This window comes from Streptomyces sp. NPDC016562 (assembly GCF_043076955.1).
Taxonomy (GTDB): domain Bacteria; phylum Actinomycetota; class Actinomycetes; order Streptomycetales; family Streptomycetaceae; genus Streptomyces.
The window spans coordinates 440,606-455,845 of the sequence record NZ_JBIBRZ010000003.1; the positions used below are offsets into that span (position 1 = coordinate 440,606).

The following is a 15,240-nucleotide window of genomic DNA, read 5'->3' on the forward strand; positions in this document are numbered from 1 at the left end:
ACCCGTGTCGGAAAACAAAGATCAGAAGTTCGTCTACGACTTCACCGAGGGCAACCGCGACCTCAAGGACCTTCTCGGTGGCAAGGGTGCCAACCTCGCCGAGATGACCAACCTGGGTCTGCCGGTCCCTCCCGGCTTCACCATCACCACCGAGGCCTGCAAGGTCTACCTCGAGAGCGGCTCGGCCCCGGCCGCGCTGCGCGAAGAGGTCAGCGCCCACCTCGCGGCGCTCGAGGCGAAGATGGGCAAGAAGCTCGGACAGTCGGACGACCCGCTGCTGGTCTCCGTACGCTCCGGCGCCAAGTTCTCGATGCCCGGCATGATGGACACCGTCCTCAACATCGGCCTCTCCGACGAGTCCGTGGCCGGCCTCGCCGCCCAGGCCGGCAACGAGCGCTTCGCGTGGGACTCCTACCGCCGCCTCGTCCAGATGTTCGGCAAGACCGTCCTCGGCATCGAGGGCGAGCTCTTCGAGGACGCCCTCGACGAGGCCAAGGCCGCCAAGAAGGTCGCCGTCGACACCGACCTCGACGCCGCCGACCTCAAGAAGCTGGTCAAGGTCTTCAAGAAGATCGTGGCGAAGGAAGCCGGCCGGGAGTTCCCGCAGGACGCCCGCGAGCAGCTCGACCTCGCCGTCGAGGCCGTCTTCAACTCGTGGAACACCGACCGCGCCAAGCTCTACCGCCGCCAGGAGCGCATCCCCGGCGACCTGGGCACCGCCGTCAACATCTGCTCCATGGTCTTCGGCAACCTCGGCCCCGACTCCGGAACCGGCGTCGCCTTCACCCGCGACCCGGCCAGCGGCCACGCGGGCGTCTACGGCGACTACCTCCAGAACGCCCAGGGCGAGGACGTGGTCGCGGGCATCCGCAACACCGTGCCGCTCGCGGACCTGGAGACCATCGACAAGGCCTCCTACGACCAGCTCATGACGATCATGACGACGCTGGAGAACCACTACAAGGATCTCTGCGACATCGAGTTCACGATCGAGCGCGGCCAGCTGTGGATGCTCCAGACCCGCGTGGGCAAGCGCACCGCCGGCGCCGCCTTCCGCATCGCCACCCAGCTCGTGGACCAGGGCCTGATCGACGAGGCCGAGGCCCTCCAGCGCGTCACCGGTCACCAGCTGGCGCAGCTGATGTTCCCCCGCTTCGACGAGGGCGCGAAGACCACGCTGCTCGGCCGCGGCATCGCCGCCTCCCCGGGTGCGGCGGTCGGCAAGGCCGTCTTCGACTCGTACACGGCCGTCAAGTGGTCCCGCTCGGGCGAGAAGGTCATCCTGATCCGCCGCGAGACCAACCCGGACGACCTGGACGGCATGATCGCCTCCGAGGGCATCCTGACCTCGCGCGGCGGCAAGACCTCGCACGCGGCGGTCGTCGCCCGCGGCATGGGCAAGACCTGCGTCTGCGGCGCCGAGGAGCTCGACGTCGACACCAAGCGCCGCCGCATGACGGTCGGCGAGACGGTCATCGAAGAGGGCGACGTCGTCTCCATCGACGGCTCCACCGGCAAGGTGTACCTCGGCGAGGTACCCGTCGTACCCTCCCCGGTCGTCGAGTACTTCGAGGGCCGCATGCACGCGGGCGCCGACGACGCCGACGAGCTGGTCGCCGCCGTGCACCGGATCATGGCGTACGCGGACCGCGTCCGTCGCCTGCGGGTGCGCGCCAACGCCGACAACGCCGAGGACGCCTCCCGCGCCCGTCGCTTCGGCGCCCAGGGCATCGGCCTGTGCCGCACCGAGCACATGTTCCTCGGTGAGCGCCGTGAGCTCGTCGAGCGCCTGATCCTCGCCGACACCGACGAGGAGCGCGACGAGGCACTCAGTGCCCTTCTGCCGCTGCAGAAGAAGGACTTCGTCGAGCTCTTCGAGGCGATGGACGGCCTGCCCGTCACCGTCCGCCTGCTGGACCCGCCGCTGCACGAGTTCCTGCCCGACATCACCGAGCTGTCGGTGCGCGTCGCCCTCGCCGAGGCCCGCCAGGACGCCAACGAGAACGACCTGCGCCTGCTCCAGGCCGTGCACAAGCTGCACGAGCAGAACCCGATGCTGGGTCTGCGCGGCGTGCGCCTCGGCCTGGTCATCCCCGGTCTGTTCAAGATGCAGGTCCGGGCGATCGCCGAGGCCGCCGCCGAGCGCATGAACGCCAAGGGCGACCCCCGCGCCGAGATCATGGTCCCGCTCGTGGGCACCGTCCAGGAGCTGGAGATCGTCCGCGAGGAGGCCGACCAGGTCATCGCCGAGGTCGAGGCCGCCACCGGCACCAGCCTCAAGCTGACCATCGGCACGATGATCGAGCTGCCGCGCGCCGCGCTGACCGCCGCCCAGATCGCCGAGGCCGCGCAGTTCTTCTCCTTCGGCACGAACGACCTGACCCAGACGGTGTGGGGCTTCTCCCGCGACGACGTCGAGGCCAGCTTCTTCACCGCGTACCTGGAGAAGGGCATCTTCGGGGTCTCGCCCTTCGAGACCATCGACAAGGACGGCGTCGGCTCGCTGGTCCGCCACGCGGTGGAACAGGGCCGGGCCACCCGCCCCGACCTCAAGCTCGGCGTCTGCGGCGAGCACGGCGGTGACCCCGAGTCGGTCCACTTCTTCCACGAGGTCGGTCTCGACTACGTCTCCTGCTCGCCCTTCCGGATCCCGGTGGCGCGCCTGGAGGCCGGTCGTGCGGCCGCCGAGTCCAAGGGCAGCGACAGCCGCTGACCCGCCGGCCCCGCGAGGGGCCCCATAGACCGCGCCTGTCCCCGGGTTCCCTGACTGCCCGGGGGCGGGCGCGCACTATTTCGTTGTTCGCCAAATCTTTACGCCAGCAGGCGGTGGACGGATCCCCACCCGTCCACCGCCGCTGTCATTCTGCCGGGCACGTCGGCGCTTCCCGTGCGACCGACCGCCAGGCCCCGCAAAGCCCCCCACGGCCTTCGCGGAGCGTTTCGGTCGCATCGGAGTGTGCCCGGCGGAGTACAGGATTTCGGTTGTCACGCCCCTGCCGAAAGGGGTTTCAACTGTGGCCGAAAGGGCGTGGTGACCACGTGTGACGGCATGCATACTCATGGGGCGGGGGGATTGCGGTTGCACAGGTGGGGGTTCGGTGCTGCGTATCCATTTCACTGGAGTGGACCTGGCACGCGTACGGATGGCAGGGCGTCCCGATGCGTTGTGGGAAACGATTCTGAGCTTTCACCGCTTAAGAGACCGGCGCGACGCCCGGTTGTTCGGTGAATGGCGGACGGAAACCCGGAGCAGGTTGAATGGTGAAACACGTACGCTCGGTATGCTTATACCGGGAAGGGGTTATTTCCCAGATTTCCTGACCCCCGTCGAGGGGCAGTACGGGTGGGACGTGGGCCTCGACGCCATACGGGGCATCCACCCCGAGCGCATGCGGCACGAGCTCGCGCTGCTCAGCGCGGGCGCGGGTACGGGTGCGTCCGTGCAGCCGAGGCTGCGCGAGTTCATGGACGCCGCCCCGGCCCACCTGCCCAGGGTGCTCGGCGAGCTGCGCGCGTACCACCGGGCGGCCGTGGAGCCGTACTGGACGCACATCCAGGCCCAGATCGAGGCCGAGCGGGCCGCCCGCGGGCGCGCCCTGCTGGACGGGGGCGCGGACGAGCTGCTGGCCTCGCTGCCGCCCATGCTGCGCTGGCGCGCCCCGGTGCTGGAGTGCGACTATCCGGTGGACCGTGACGTACGGCTGCGCGGGCGAGGGCTGCTGCTCCAGCCGTCCTTCTTCTGCCGGCGCACGGCGGTGACCCTGCACGACCCGGAGCTGCCGCCGGTGCTGGTCTACCCGGCCGCCGCGCACCTGGCCTCCGCTCCGGCGGGCGGCGACACCGCCCGGCCGGCGGTGGAGGAGCAGCGGGTGCGCACCCTGGGCAAGCTCGTCGGGCACACCCGCTCGGTGGTGCTGCGGGCCATAGGGGACGGGGCGACCACCAGCGAACTGGCCCGCCGGGCCGGGGTGTCGCTGGCCTCCGCGAGCCAGCACGCCTGCGTGATGCGCGAGGCGGGGCTGGTGACGACGCTGCGCCACGGCAACGCGGTGCTGCACACGGTGACCCCGCTGGGCGCCGCGCTGCTCAAGGGCGGGGCCGTGGCCTCATGACGGCGGCCGCACCCCGGGGTGGAGCCTCGGGGTGCGGCCGGTGGTGGGCGTGCGGCGCGCCGGCGCGGGGGTTGGACGCGGTGAGACGCCGGGTCAGACGCGGAACGGGCCCGTGACCTCGTACGTGATGCCGCCGGAGGAGCTGCCGCTCGTACCGCGCTGGCTGGAGAAGTAGAGCCGGTTGCCCGCGGGCGAGAAGGCCGGGCCGGTGATCTCCGAGGAGGACTGCCCGGTGATCCGCAGGAAGGGCGCGACCACGTCGTCCGGGGTGATCAGGCAGATCTCCATGTTGCCGCCGTCCTCGGCGATGTACAGGTCTCCGTACGAGGAGCCGGTGACGTTGTCGACGCCGGTCAGGGGGGCCGCGCCGCCGGGCACCAGCGAGTCGTCGTAGGCCAGCTCGTACGTGCCGGCGGCGAGGTTGAGCTGCCAGACCCGGTTGTCGCCCTTGGTGGTGAACCAGACGGTGTCGTTGGCGTAGTGGCAGCCCTCGCCGCCGCTGAAGCGCTTGGCGCCCGAGACCTGGTTCCGGGTCGTGGTCGGGGCGCCGTCCGGGTCCGGCACGGTCTGCCAGGTGAAGGAGCCGGAGGTGGCCGTGCCCGCCTTGAGGACCTGGAGGGTGCCGGAGGAGAGGTTGCCCCAGGTGCTCGGGACGAACCGGTAGAAGCAGCCGTCCGTCTCGTCCTCGGTCAGGTAGATCACCCGGCGCACCGGGTCGGCGGCCGCGGCCTCGTGCTTGAAGCGGCCCATGGCCGGGCGCTGGACGGCCGCGTTCACCCCGTACGGGTCGGTCTCGTAGACGTAGCCGAGGCTGACCTCCTCGCAGGACAGCCAGGTGTTCCAGGGGGTCTTGCCGCCGGCGCAGTTCTGGCGGGTGTTGGAGAGGATCCGGTAGGCGCCGGTGATCGTGCCCGAGGAGTTGAACTTCACGGCGCTCGCGCCGCCGGAGGGGTTGATCTCCGAGTTCGACACGTAGATCCAGCCCGTGCCGTCCGCGAAACAGGCGCCGCCGTCCGGGGCGCTGTGCCAGGTGTACGAGGTCCCGCTGACGGTCTGGCTCGAACGGGCGATCACCCGGCTGCTGAAGCCGCTCGGCAGCATGATGCCGTTCGCGTCCGCCGCGCCGAGGGCTCCGTACGGTCCCGCGCCGGGCTGGGCGGGCGCCGCGTAGGCGGCGCCGTGCATCAGCGTGCCGCCGAAGGCGGCGGCCGTCGAGCCGATGACGGCGCCGCGCAGGAAATTACGACGTTCCACGGTCACTCCTGGGGGAGGGAGGGTCCCGCGCCCGGTCGGGCGCGCGATCTCACGCGTGGAGGAACCTAGGAGAGCCGAGTTGACATGGCCATAACGCCGCATGACGCCCGGACGAAAAAACTTCGCGGTCGGGCGATGAGTTCTCCCCGGCGCCCCGGTCTACCTCTCGACAGCAGCGAGCAGCACCCACGAGAGAAGAGACCCCGACATGTCCCACGCCCAGATGATCTTCGTCAACCTGCCGGTCAAGGACCTGGACGCCAGCAAGGCCTTCTGGAGCAAGCTGGGCTACTCCTTCAACGCCCAGTTCACCGACGAGAACTGCGCCTCGATGGTCATCAGCGACACCATCGTCGCCATGCTCCTCGCGGAGGCCCGCTACAAGGACTTCACGCACAAGGAGATCGCGGACGCGACCACCACCTCCGAGGTGCTGCTCTGCCTGAGCGCCCCGAGCCGCGCCGCGGTCGACGAGCTGGTGGACGGGGCGCTGGCCGCCGGCGCCACCGAGCCCCGCCCCGCCCAGGACCACGGCGTCATGTACGGCCGCGCCTTCGACGACCTCGACGGCCACACCTGGGAGATCATGTGGATGGACCCGGCCATGGTCCAGGCCTGAGCCCCCGCCCGCGCGCTCAGGAGGTCGCGGCGGTCCGCACCGGGTAGGTCCGGACCGCCACCTCCTCGTCGTCCAGGCAGCGCCCCGACTCCAGGTCGAAACGCTGCTTGAGCAGCGGTGACGCCACGAAGGGCCGGCCCCCCACGGCCCCCACCAGCCCGCGCGAGAGCACGTGCGCCCCGGTGAAGGGGTCCTGGTTGCCGATGGCGTACGGGCGCCCCGCGCGGTCGACGAACACCGCGGCCTGGCTCCCGTCGGGCAGCAGCGCCGCGACCCCCCGCCCGGGCACGAGCGCGGACAGCTCGCACACCGTCAGCCAGCCCTGCGCCACCTGCAGTTCCACGGTCATCGGACTCCTCCGATCGTCAGGACGGCCAGGTCGGGCTTGACCTGGTCGCGCTCGGGTACGAACTTCACGGTCGGGTCGGGAGCGCCGGGTGCGTTGACGAAGGACACGAACCGGCGCAGCCGCTCCGGGTCCTCCAGCGTCTCGGCCCACTCGTCCCGGTAGTGCGCCACGTGCTCGGCCATCAGCGACTCCAGCTCCGCGCACAGCCCGAGCGAGTCGTGGACCACGACGTCCCGCAGGTGGGCCAGGCCCCCCTCCAGCCGGTCCAGCCAGGTGGAGGTCCGCTCCAGGCGGTCCGCGGTGCGGATGTAGAACATCAGGAACCGGTCGATCAGCCGGACCAGTTCCGCGTCCGACAGGTCCTGGGCGAGGAGGTCGGCGTGCCGCGGGGTGGCCCCGCCGTTGCCGCCGACGTAGAGGTTCCAGCCGCTCGCCGTCGCGATCACCCCGAAGTCCTTGCTCTGCGCCTCCGCGCACTCGCGGGCGCAGCCGGAGACCGCCGACTTGAGCTTGTGCGGGGCGCGCAGCCCGCGGTAGCGGAGCTCCAGGTCGATGGCCATCTTGACGCTGTCCTGGACCCCGTAGCGGCACCAGGTCTGCCCCACGCAGGACTTCACCGTCCGCAGGGCCTTGCCGTAGGCGTGCCCGGACTCGAATCCGGCGTCGACGAGCCGCGCCCAGATCCGCGGGAGCTGGTCCACGCTCGCGCCGAAGAGGTCGATGCGCTGGCCTCCGGTGATCTTCGTGTAGAGGCCGAAGTCGCGGGCCACCTCGCCGATCACGATCAGCTTGTCGGGGGTGATCTCGCCGCCGGGGATGCGCGGGACGACCGAGTACGAGCCGTTGCGCTGCAGGTTCGCGAGGAAGTGGTCGTTGGTGTCCTGGAGGGCGGCCTGCTCCCCGTCCAGGACGTAGCCGCTGGCGCCCAGGGTCGGTGCGAGGGAGGCGATGATCGAGCCGACGGTGGGCTTGCAGACCTCGCAGCCGTCGCCGCCCCGGGCCTCGGGGCGGCCGTGGCCGTCCAGGATCTCCTCGTACGAGGTCAGGCGCCGGGTGCGGACGATCTCGTAGAGCTCGGCCCGGGTGAAGGGGAAGCAGCCGCACAGCCCCTGGTCGGTGGCGGCCGGGAGCAGCTGGCCGATCACCTTGAGGCAGCTGCCGCAGCCGGTGCCCGCCTTGGTGCACTTCTTGACCTCGGGGAGGGTGGCGCAGGCGGTGATGGCCTTCTTGGTGACGTTGTGGCAGGAGCAGATGACCGCGTGGTCCGGGAGCGAGGACGGGCCGAGCGCGACGGGCGCGCCGAGACCGGCGGGCAGCACCAGCTGCTCGGGGGAGACGGGCGGGACGCTGCCGGTGAGCGGGCGCAGCAGCCCGTAGGAGTCCGCGTCGCCGACCAGGACCCCGCCGAGGAGGACCCCGTCGGGGGAGACCACGAGCTTCTTGTAGATCCCCGAGCGGGAGTCGGACCACACGACGTCGAGGCTGCCTTCGGCGGCTCCGTGGGCGTCGCCGAAGGAGGCCACGTCCACGCCGAGCAGCTTGAGCTTGGTCGAGAGGTCGGCGCCGGTGAACTCCTTCTCGCGGCCCAGCAGGTCCTCGGCGGCGGTCTCCGCCATCTCGTAGCCGGGCGCGACCAGGCCGTAGACCCGGCCGTCGACCGCGAGCGCGCACTCGCCGATGGCGTAGACGTGCGGGTCGCTCGTGCGGCACCGGGCGTCGACCGCGATGCCGCCGCGCTCACCGACCTCCAGCCCGGCCCCGCGGGCCAGCTGGTCGCGGGGGCGGACGCCGGCGGAGAAGACGACGAGGTCGGTGTCGACGGTCGAGCCGTCGGAGAGCCGCATGCCGCTGACCCGGCCGTCCTCGCCGGTCAGCACCTCCTGCGTGCCGACCCCGGTGTGCACGGTCAGGCCCATGGACTCGATGGTGCGCAGCAGGGCGGCGCCCCCGCCCTCGTCGACCTGGACGGGCATCAGGCGGGGGGCGAACTCGACGATGCGAGTGGTCAGGCCCAACCCCTGGAGGGCGCCGGCGGCCTCCAGACCGAGCAGGCCGCCGCCGACGACCGCGCCGCTCGTGCGCGTCTTGGCGTACTCCTCGATCGCGAGGAGGTCCTCGATGGTGCGGTAGACGAAGCAGCCGGGGGCGTCCTTGCCGGGGACGGGCGGCACGAAGGGGTAGCTGCCGGTGGCCAGGACCAGCACGTCGTACGGGAAGACCCGCCCCGAGCGGGAGGTGACGGTGCGGGCGTCCCGGTCGATGCTCTCGGCGGGGTCGTCGAGGTGGAGGGTGATGCCGTGCTCCGCCATGAACCCGGCGGGCGTCAGCGACAGGTCCTCGGGGGTGCTGCCGGAGAAGTACGAGGTCAGGTGCACCCGGTCGTAGGCCGGCCGGGGTTCCTCGCTCAGCACGGTGATCCGGTGGCCGGCGGTGGCGCCGCGCTCGGCGAGCGCCTCCAGGTAGCGCTGGCCGACCATGCCGTGCCCGATGAGCACGATGTGGGGCAGGGGCTCGGTCACGGTCATGTCAGTGGCCTCCGTCGTCGGTGAGCAGGTGGAACAGGTCGTGCGGTGATTCCTCGCCCTCCCAGGTGCGGGCGAGGGCGCCCACGGTGGAGAGCTCGCCGAGCAGGACCCCGCCGACGAGGCGGTCGTCGCGCAGGACGACCTTCCGGTAGGTCCGGCGGGTCGCGTCGGTGAGGCGGACCACGTCGTCGCCGGGGCGCGGCGTGGTCTCCCCGAAGGAGGCGAGGTCGAAGTGACCGTCGGCTCCGCCGAGGGTGAGGCGGGTGAGGGCGCGGGTGCCGGTGTACGGCGTGGGGCGGCCGGTGAGGGTCGCGGCGAGGGCGTCGGCCTGCTCCAGCGCCGGGCCGGCCAGGCCGTAGACCTGGCCCGCATGCTCGGCGCAGTCGCCGATGGCGTGGATGCGCGGGTCGCTGGTGCGCAGGTGGTCGTCGACCACGACGCCGCGGCGTACGTCGAGCCCGGCGGCCTGCGCGAGCCCGATGCGGGGGCGTACGCCGCAGGCGAGCACGACGAGGTCGGCGTCGAGGCGGTAGCCGTCGGCGAGTTCGACTCCCGTGACCCGGCGCGGCCCGCGCGCCCCGGCCGGCGGCGGGGCCGACAGCAGGCCGCGGACCCGGCACTCCGTGTGGATCTCCACGCCGAGCGAGGTCAGGTGGGTGTGCAGCAGCGCGGCCGCGTCGGCGTCCAGCTGGCGTTCCATCAGGCGCTCGCCCTGCTGGGCCAGGACCACCTGCGCGCCCCGCGCGGCCAGGGCGCGGGCCGCCGAGACGCCCAGCAGGCCGCCGCCGATCACCACGACCCGCCCGCCGGGGCGCACGGCCGCCGAGAGGGCCAGGCAGTCGTCCATGGTGCGGAAGGCGTGGACCCCGTCCGGGAGGTCGCGCCCCTCGGGCTCGAACAGCCCGCGCAGGGGCGGCAGCACCGCGTTCGAACCGGTGGCCAGCACCAGGGCGTCGTACCGCTCCACCGTGCCGTCGTCGCACAGCACCGTCCGGTCGGCGCGGTCGATCCGTACCGCCCGGACGCCGCGGCGCAGCGCCGGTCCGGGGGCGGGCAGGGCGGTCACCTCCGGCGCGTAGCGGCCCGCGAGCACTTCGGCGAGCAGCACCCGGTTGTACGGGACGTGCGGCTCCTCGCCGAGGACGGTCACCTCCGCGCCACCGGTCAGCCGCGCGGCCAGTCGCAGGCCCGCGAGGCCGCCGCCGATCACCACCACACGCTGTTCCGAGGTCATGCCATGAGCGTGCGCGGTCGCTGTTTCCCCTCCGCATCGCTCCTGTTACCCGGACGGAACGCCGACCTCAGCGCCCCGGTCGCCCGTCCGTGAGGGCTGCCGCGACCGGTGGCCCGAAGGGGCGGTGAGCGGCGAAGCTCAACCTTTGCGCAACTTTCCGGTGATCGATGGCCACTGCACCCACCGGCTCCATAAGGTCGGACGCGTGCCTGACATATCAACGACCATGATCATCGTGTTGTGCGTGGCCGCCGCGGCGGCCGGCTGGATCGACGCGGTGGTGGGCGGCGGCGGCCTGCTGCTCCTGCCCGCCCTGCTGCTCGGCCTGCCGAACGCCCACCCCGCCACCGTCCTCGGCACGAACAAGGCCGTGGCCATCGTCGGCACCGCGGGCGCGGCCGTGACGTACGTCCGCAAGGCCCCGGTGGACGTGAAGCTCGCCGTCCGCATCGGCTTGGCCGCGCTGGCCGGCTCGATGGGCGGCGCCGCGCTCGCCGGCGGCATCAGCAAGGACGCCCTGCGTCCGCTGATCATGGCGGTGCTCGTGGTCGTCGCCGGCTTCGTCGTCTTCAAGCCGGCCTTCGGCACCGCTCCGGCCGCCTCGCCCGTCAGCCGGCGGCGGGTACTGCTGGCCATCGGCCTCGCGGGCCTCGGCATCGGCTTCTACGACGGCCTCATCGGGCCCGGCACCGGCACCTTCCTGGTGCTCGCGCTGACGGCCCTGCTCCACCTCGACCTGGTCACCGCCTCCGCCACCGCCAAGATCGTCAACTGCTGCACCAACGCCGGGGCGCTCGCGATGTTCGCCTACCAGGGCATGGTGCTGTGGCAGCTGGCCGCGCTGATGGCGGTGTTCAACCTGGCCGGAGGCATGATCGGCGCCCGCATGGCGCTGCGGAAGGGCAGCGGCTTCGTGCGCGGCGTCCTGCTGACGGTGGTGGGCGCGCTGGTGGTCAAGCTCGGGATCGAGCAGTGGGGCTGAGGTCCGTGCCCGCCGCCACGGTCCCGCAGGCCCGTACGACTAGTACGTCCCCGTGAGGTGCGCGAAGACGACCACGTTGCCGCGGTAGCCGGTGCGCGGGGAGAAGCCCCCGCCGCAGGTGATCACCCGTAGCTCGGCCCGCGGCGAGGGCCCGTACACGCGGGTGTCCGGGAAGGCCTTGGCGTCGAAGACCTCGACGGCGTGGACCGTGAACACGGCCGTACGCCCGTCCGCGCGCGGCACCTCGATCGCGGCTCCGCGGCGCAGGGCGCCCAGCTGGTAGAAGACCCCCGGCCCCGCCGCGTCGTCCACGTGCCCGGCGATGACGGCCGTGCCCGTGGCGCCCGGGGTGGTGCCCTCGCGGTACCAGCCCGCCAGGTCGCGCCGCGCGGGCGGGGGCACTTGGAGGCTGCCGTCGCGCTCCAGGCCCAGGCCGGCCAGCGCGGCGTCGACCCCGATGGAGGGGATCCGGATCCGGCTGGGGGGCGATCCGGGCAGGGGCGCGATGCCGGGGCCGGTGGCGGCGGCGCCGGCGGCGGTCAGGGCCTCGGCGGGGGAGGGCAGCGGTGGCCCGACCGGCTCGCGGGAACCGCTGGTCACCAGCCAGATCCCGATGCAGGCGGCGAGCGCGACGAGGCCCCCGTGGCGGGCGGTGCGGATGCGGCCGGCCCGGCCGGGGGAGCGCACACCGGACCCCGATCCCCTTCCGGAGTCTCTCCGGGCGCCCCCTGCGGGGTCCGCGCGGTCGGCGTTCGTGGGCCAGGGCTGCCGGTCACGGCCGCCGAAGGCGCCGAAATCGCCACCCATGCGTGCCCCCTCGGCTGTCGTTTCGGGGTGATGGCCGTCGCCCGGCCCCGCGAACGGGGGGGACCTCGCGGGGCGGGCGACGGGGGACGGTACCGGGCGGACCGCGGCCGGAGCCGCGGTGGGCGTCCGTCAGCTCCGCGTGCCGCTCGCCCGGCGACGCAGGAGCCAGGTACCGCCGACGGCGGACGCGGCCAGGACGGCCACCCCCGCCGCGATCTTGACGGGGTCGGAGGCGGTGGTCGTGCCACCGCCCACCCCGGTGTTGACGTGGCCCTGCGGGCCGCGGTCGGTGACGACCAGGTCGCCGGTGGCGAACTTGCCGTTCGCGCAGGTCGCGCCGATGCCGTAGGTGCCGGGGCGGGCGCTGGGGGACACCTGGAACTGCCCCACCACCGCCTCCTTGTGGGTGCCCGGGACCAGCTTGAACCGGCCGCCGCCGACCGTCGTCGCATCGCCGTCGGCGTGGCTGCCCTTCCCGCAGGCGCCGGTGTTCACGGTGACGGTGGCGCCGGGGGCGGCGGACTTGGGCCACACCTCCAGCGGGGCGAAGTCCCCGGGGGAGAAGCCCACCATGCCGAGGTCGACGGCGGCGACCGCGCCGGCGACCGGGCCGATGAACGCGGCGGCGGTCAGCGCGGTCGCGGTCAGCACGTGTGCGGTACGTCGGCGCATGGGGTCACTCCTGGAGACACGGGGTCGTGTCTCCGAGGTAACCCGCCCCGCCCCGCCCCCGCCTCCTGATGTCTCGTCAGGTCTGCTCCGGCGTGGTCCGCCGCGTGACCGTTCTCGCAGGTCGCAGGCCTACAAGCGGCCATACGAGCCACACGCGCCGTCCGGGTGACCCCTCGGCGACGGCGGTGCGTACCGTGGTGGGGCCACCGGACACCCCGAGCCGAAGGAGGAGGGCCCGTGCCCACGGTCGAACGGCCATCGGACCCGAGCGCCGCGCTCCCGTTCTTCGTGTACGGGACCCTGCGCCCGGGCGAGGTCAACCACGACCTGTTCCTGCGCGGCCGCACCGCCTCGGAGGAGCCCGCCACCCTGCCGGACGCGGCGCTCTACGACGGTCCCGGCTACCCGTACGCCCTGCACCGCCCCGGCTCGGCCGTGGTCGGGGAGCTGATCACCGCGGCGCCGGACGCGTACGGGGAGCTGCTGGCCGCGCTGGACGTGCTGGAGGAGTACGCGGGCCCCGGCCGCCCGGGCAACCTCTACGACCGGATCGCCCGCGAGGCCCTGCGCCCCGACGGCACGACGGTGCGGGCCTGGGTCTATCTGGCGTCCCCGCCGTTGGCGCGCCGTCTGACGCAGGCGGGCGTCGAGATACCCGGCGGGGACTGGCTGCGGCGGTAGCGACCTGCGACGGCAGCGGGTCGACGGGCCGGCCGAACGGAACGGACCGGACGGGAACGGACCGGAACGGGCTACAAGCCCTCGGCCCCGCGGTTGCGCAGCCGCTGGCCGTACTGCTGGAGCACCCACAGCTCTTCCTGGACCGCGGCCAGCTGCTCCGGCGGGGCCTGCGGGCCGAGGCGCGACAGCGTGCCCTGGATCTCGTGGACCCGCCGGTCGACGGCCCGCAGCCGCACCTGGACCAGCTGGACCCCCGCGTAGACCTCGTCCACCGTCTTGGCGTGGATGGCCTCGACGGCGAGCTCCGTGACCAGCGCGCGCACGGTGTCGTTCGGGGCGGCCGCGCGGACGCGGGCCAGGTAGTCGTCGGCGGCGAGCGAGGCGCCGCCCGCGTCCAGGATCGCCTGGCGCACGGCAGCGTACGGCGGGGCCGTGAATTCGTCCATGCCGTAGGCGTCGAAGGCCGGCGAGACCAGGGCCGGCCGCTGGAGGGCCAGCTTCAGCAGCTCGCGCTCGGTGCGGTGGGCCGGGCTGCGCAGGTTCAGCGCGGGGCCGCCGGCCGGCTTCGGGGCGGACGCGGAGGGGGCTTCGGCCTGGTGGGAGGGCCGGCCGCCGCCCCTGCCCTGCTGCGGGGGCTGGTTCCCGCGCTCCCGGGCCCAGCGGGCCAGTTGCGCCACCCGCTTGACCACGAACTGCTCGTCGCGGATGCCCAGCATCCCCGCCAGCTGGACCGCCGACTCGTGCTGGATCGCGATGTTCTTGATGTTCGCGACGACCGGAGCCGCCTCGTCCAGGGCGGCCGCCCGGCCCGCCGGGTTCTCCAGGTTGTGCCGGGCGACGATGTGCCGCAGCGCGAACTCGAAGAGCGGCGTACGGGACTCCACCAGCCCGGCCACGGCCGCGTCACCCTGCGCGAGGCGCAGGTCGCAGGGGTCCATCCCGCCCGGGGTGATCGCGATCGAGGTCTCGGCGGCGAACTTCTGGTCGTCCTCGAAGGCCCGCAGCGCCGCCTTCTGGCCCGCGGCGTCACCGTCGAAGGTGAAGATCACCTCGGCGGTGGCGTTGTCCATCAGCAGCCGGCGCAGGATCTTGATGTGGTCCCCGCCGAAGGCCGTGCCGCAGGTGGCGATGGCGGTGGTGACCCCGGCCATGTGGCAGGCCATCACGTCCGTGTAGCCCTCGACCACCACGGCCCGCGAGGTCTTCGCGATCTCCTTCTTCGCCAGGTCGATGCCGTACAGCACCTGGGACTTCTTGTAGATCGCCGTCTCGGGGGTGTTCAGGTACTTCGGGCCGTTGTCGTCGTCGCGCAGCTTGCGCGCTCCGAAGCCGACCACCTCGCCGCTGATGTCGCGGATCGGCCACATCAGGCGGCCGCGGAAGCGGTCGATCGGCTTGCCGCTGCGGCTGTCCTGGGCGAGCCCGGAGGTGATCAGCTCCTTGTCGCTGAAGCCCTTGCCGCGCAGGAAACGGGTCAGGTGGTCCCAGCCGGCCGGGCTGTAGCCGACGCTGAAGTGCGCGGCCGCGGCCTGGTCGAAGCCGCGCTCCGCCAGGAACTTGCGGCCGATCTCCGCCTCGGGGCTGCCCAGCTGGTCGACGTAGAACTGGGCGGCCGCCTTGTGCGCCTCGACGAGCCGGATGCGCTCACCGCGCCCGCTCGTACCGGCGGTGTAGCCGCCTTCCTCGTACCGCAGGCTGATCCCGGCCAGGCCCGCCAGGCGCTCGACCGCCTCCGAGAAGGAGAGGTGGTCGATCTTCATGACGAAGTCGAGGGTGTCCCCGCCCGCCTGGCAGCCGAAGCAGTGGTAGAGGCCCTTGCTGGGGCTGACCTGGAAGGAAGGGGACTTCTCGTCGTGGAAGGGGCAGAGGCCCTTGAGGTTGCCGCCGCCCGCGTTGCGCAGCTGGAGGTAGTCGGAGATCACGGCGTCGATCGGGACCGCGTCCCGTACCGCCTTCACGTCGTCGTCGTTGATCCGTCCTGCCACCCGTGAAGTCTACGGCCGGG

The 15,240-nt window shown here is 72.7% G+C and carries 12 protein-coding genes; 5 read left to right on the plus strand and 7 right to left on the minus strand.

Annotated elements, in window-relative coordinates:
• The first annotated feature begins 4 nt into the window (after nucleotides 1-4).
• Both ppdK and ACF059_RS17105 read left to right on the plus strand, forming a co-directional pair.
• Nucleotides 5-2,713, plus strand: a complete 2,709-nt coding sequence (ppdK, locus tag ACF059_RS17100) for a pyruvate, phosphate dikinase (protein ID WP_392057515.1) — start codon at nucleotides 5-7, stop codon at nucleotides 2,711-2,713.
• Nucleotides 2,714-3,098: 385 nt separating this feature from the next.
• Nucleotides 3,099-4,112, plus strand: a complete 1,014-nt coding sequence (locus ACF059_RS17105) for a helix-turn-helix domain-containing protein (protein WP_392057517.1) — start codon at nucleotides 3,099-3,101, stop codon at nucleotides 4,110-4,112.
• A gap of 93 nt (nucleotides 4,113-4,205) precedes the next feature.
• Here ACF059_RS17105 and ACF059_RS17110 read toward each other — a convergent pair whose 3' ends face one another.
• A complete protein-coding gene (locus tag ACF059_RS17110; protein WP_392057520.1) occupies nucleotides 4,206-5,366 on the minus strand; it encodes an alkaline phosphatase PhoX in 1,161 nt (386 codons plus the stop codon).
• Nucleotides 5,367-5,574: 208 nt separating this feature from the next.
• Here ACF059_RS17110 and ACF059_RS17115 point away from each other — a divergent pair, with 208 nt between their 5' ends.
• A complete protein-coding gene (locus tag ACF059_RS17115) occupies nucleotides 5,575-5,985 on the plus strand; it encodes a VOC family protein (protein WP_392057523.1) in 411 nt (136 codons plus the stop codon).
• Between the two features lie 16 nt (nucleotides 5,986-6,001).
• Here the strand turns inward: ACF059_RS17115 and nirD are convergent, their stop codons facing one another.
• The 3 genes from nirD to ACF059_RS17130 are packed head-to-tail and all read right to left on the minus strand — an operon-like array spanning nucleotide 6,002 to nucleotide 10,093.
• Nucleotides 6,002-6,334 (minus strand): nitrite reductase small subunit NirD, encoded by a 333-nt coding sequence (gene nirD, locus ACF059_RS17120; RefSeq protein WP_360903528.1) that lies wholly within the window; start codon nucleotides 6,332-6,334, stop codon nucleotides 6,002-6,004.
• Entirely contained in the window at nucleotides 6,331-8,859 is a 2,529-nt protein-coding gene (gene nirB, locus ACF059_RS17125) for a nitrite reductase large subunit NirB (protein ID WP_392057526.1), read from the minus strand. The genes nirD and nirB overlap by 4 nt, the downstream gene beginning before the upstream one ends.
• Before the next feature lies 1 nt (nucleotide 8,860).
• Nucleotides 8,861-10,093: an NAD(P)/FAD-dependent oxidoreductase gene (locus ACF059_RS17130; protein WP_392057530.1), complete on the minus strand. Its 1,233-nt coding sequence runs from the start codon at nucleotides 10,091-10,093 to the stop codon at nucleotides 8,861-8,863.
• Between the two features lie 205 nt (nucleotides 10,094-10,298).
• Here ACF059_RS17130 and ACF059_RS17135 point away from each other — a divergent pair, with 205 nt between their 5' ends.
• Nucleotides 10,299-11,075, plus strand: a complete 777-nt coding sequence (locus ACF059_RS17135; RefSeq protein ID WP_366867126.1) for a TSUP family transporter — start codon at nucleotides 10,299-10,301, stop codon at nucleotides 11,073-11,075.
• A gap of 39 nt (nucleotides 11,076-11,114) precedes the next feature.
• Here ACF059_RS17135 and ACF059_RS17140 read toward each other — a convergent pair whose 3' ends face one another.
• Both ACF059_RS17140 and ACF059_RS17145 read right to left on the minus strand, forming a co-directional pair.
• Entirely contained in the window at nucleotides 11,115-11,762 is a 648-nt protein-coding gene (locus ACF059_RS17140; protein WP_392057532.1) for a class F sortase, read from the minus strand.
• 249 nt (nucleotides 11,763-12,011) lie between these two features.
• Nucleotides 12,012-12,554, minus strand: coding sequence for a hypothetical protein (locus ACF059_RS17145; RefSeq protein ID WP_392057535.1), 543 nt, complete (start codon nucleotides 12,552-12,554; stop codon nucleotides 12,012-12,014).
• 237 nt (nucleotides 12,555-12,791) lie between these two features.
• Between ACF059_RS17145 and ACF059_RS17150 the strand changes: the two genes are divergently transcribed.
• A complete protein-coding gene (locus ACF059_RS17150) occupies nucleotides 12,792-13,235 on the plus strand; it encodes a gamma-glutamylcyclotransferase family protein (RefSeq protein ID WP_392057538.1) in 444 nt (147 codons plus the stop codon).
• A 71-nt stretch (nucleotides 13,236-13,306) separates the two neighbouring features.
• Here the strand turns inward: ACF059_RS17150 and dnaG are convergent, their stop codons facing one another.
• Complete coding sequence (gene dnaG, locus ACF059_RS17155) at nucleotides 13,307-15,220, minus strand: DNA primase (RefSeq protein WP_392057541.1); 1,914 nt, start codon at nucleotides 15,218-15,220, stop codon at nucleotides 13,307-13,309.
• Between the last annotated feature and the right edge of the window lie 20 nt (nucleotides 15,221-15,240).